Origin of the sequence: Microcoleus sp. CAWBG27 (assembly GCF_020883145.1) — a bacterium.
Classification (GTDB): domain Bacteria; phylum Cyanobacteriota; class Cyanobacteriia; order Cyanobacteriales; family Microcoleaceae; genus Microcoleus.
The window spans coordinates 1-2,315 of sequence record NZ_JAHREU010000147.1 but is presented as its reverse complement, the minus strand read 5'-3'; the positions used below and the strand labels follow the sequence as shown (position 1 = coordinate 2,315).

The 2,315-nt window shown below is 50.4% G+C and carries 2 protein-coding genes; both read right to left on the bottom strand.

The window, feature by feature from the left end; all coding sequences use genetic code 11:
• On the bottom strand, positions 1-721 hold a 721-nt coding region (locus QZ938_RS32915; protein WP_293365693.1), incomplete at its 3' end, for a hypothetical protein.
• A gap of 28 nt (positions 722-749) precedes the next feature.
• Positions 750-2,315, bottom strand: a 1,566-nt coding sequence (locus QZ938_RS32910; RefSeq protein ID WP_293365692.1) for a hypothetical protein, incomplete at its 5' end; no start/stop codon positions are given.

Here is a 2,315-nt window from a genome sequence, read left to right as displayed (position 1 = left end):
GGTAGACGGCGACGCCTTTGCCGGCGGAGGTGAGTTCGTAGTCGGGGGCGTCTTTTTTCATGTTGTTGCCGGACAAACCGGGCGTGAATTCGACTCGCATGAACTTTGGATCCGGGCCTTTGGCGAGCGGGAGTTCGTCTTGGATAACAGCGAAGGCGTCATCCAAGGAGAGGATGTTGGTGAGGTCAGTCCTTACTGGCAGTTCTGCGGTCAATGAGAATAAGCTATTTGCTTCGAGACTGATCGATAGTTTTGAGCGGTAAATGAATCCGTCTCTTGTCCAAGAGGAATTGTGGAGTGCATACCCACCTGGATTGAGAGCTTGAATCAAAGAGTTTCTCAAAGATCGTGCTGCTTGAGCATTCGAGAACAGGTCGAAAGGAGGGGAATTTCCTTCAGGCGTATCGGATAATGAATGCGCTTTGACTTCGATGCTAAACCATGAGTAAACATCTAGCCCTAGCTGTTCAGAGTAAGAACCGCTTAGAGTAATCGTTCCTATTGACCCGCGCCATGCGTACTGGGGCCGCATCGTGTCAGTACCACTGAGGCGTTGGAATGATTGAAGCTTGATTGGCTGAATGTCCTCGGTTCGGGCAAGTGGGTATTCTTTTAGTGCAGCAACGTAAGCATTTGAGAATATTTCAAATCTTCTCAATTGAGTGTCAGTCAGCATGGGCTGATGTACTGCAGTTAATAGTAAAATGGTTTGTGTCATCATGATGCCCTAGTCTCTAGCAAACCTGAATTTAAAAGTCCTCTCGAAGAAGATACCATCGTGCTCGAAGTGGTATCAGCTTGTTTTGCGAATCGAGGATGTCACGCTCATATGGAGATTTAGATACAGTGTTAAACGTCGCCCCTGAAAAACCATAATAGCGTAGGGGTTTGGTCGGCAATGAATCTATTTCCACCTCTGTTAATTGAAAGCACTCAAAAGGCAACGTATACTTGTTGTTCATTTCTACACAAGCCTCCGAAACCGTAAAACCAAGGTGGAGTAATTCACAATACTCCAGAATGTAGTCTTGCAGCGGAATGATATCGTACGACCCGTCATCAATTCTTATCGCATAGGTTCCAATATCTCTAGCGAACCCAACGTAGGCGCCTGCGAGTGGAGCAAGGGATGAATTTGCACCAAGAGGCGAATTATCGGAGGAATTACTCTCGCCGTCTGGACCCATGGCGGTACGGCAGGCGACTACAAATGAGACAGACGTGAGTGGAAAGCCCATGTTGAGCATGGTCAAAGCATGCTTGAGCGACTTGTTTCCCGTTGCCGGGAGCATTCTTTGCTCTTGACTATTTGCATTAAAACCTGCACCAAGCGCGTCGTGTACTAGACCGAGATTGTCTGGCAGGCCCTGAGAATTGAGGCCGTGCGTGATCGTTGTGAATGCGGTCGAATGCCTGAGACTATCGTATACATTCCCTTTTGATACTTCTAAAGATACGTTTGGGTTAAATGCGCCAACCGTAGTGACATCGTTTGCCGAGCGCGCAAACTCGAAGTTTGCGCCGGCATATGCGGCTACGAGTGCTTGGATGACTTGCGAAGATGCTTGCTCAAATTTCTGGATGTACTCCGCCTGTTTTGCGGGGCTCCAGCCGCTGTTTTCGGCCCGGTGTACGGTAAGCCGGTGGTCCATCCGCCACGGTGTGACAACGTTATAGACAGGAGCAAAAAGGGGGAGCACACGATTCTCTTCATGTCCATCAAGGTTTGACTTGAAGGTTGCGTGTGCGGAGATGTAAACATCCGTGCCGGACGGAAAATAGGTTGACGTAAATTTGATCCACGTGTAACCGGATGAGAACATGGGCCGGTAGGGCGCGATGCTCTGTGCGGATTCTACGTTCAGGACGAGAGACTTGACAAAAAAGGTTTCGGTTCCTGCAGGGGCATCCACCTCTGGCGCGATCCCGCAAAGGGCATCAGCGTAAACGTTTGTTCCGGAGATGTAGAAATCGTTGGGACTAGCGGTATCGGTGCGGGGATAGCAGCCGCCGCTGAGGGTGATGGAAACGGTGTAGGTGTTGTGTCCAATGTTTCCAGTCGCTGTTTCGGTGAAGTGTCCGGGTTGCAGTCGGCCGCCGAAGGCTGACTGAATGAGCACCGTCACAACCAGGACAAGAACTGACCGGAAAGACATATGACTGATATTAGCAATCAAGGGTTTGCGTTTGTCAAGAGTTTTTGGAGAATTTGCGAAAAAGGGGGCTGGTCCGGGGCAGAGCCCCGATCCGGGGGATCGGGGCGAGGGTGTGGCTGTGGGCCGGACCAGCCGTTTTGCTTTCTTCGTTGGGCGGAG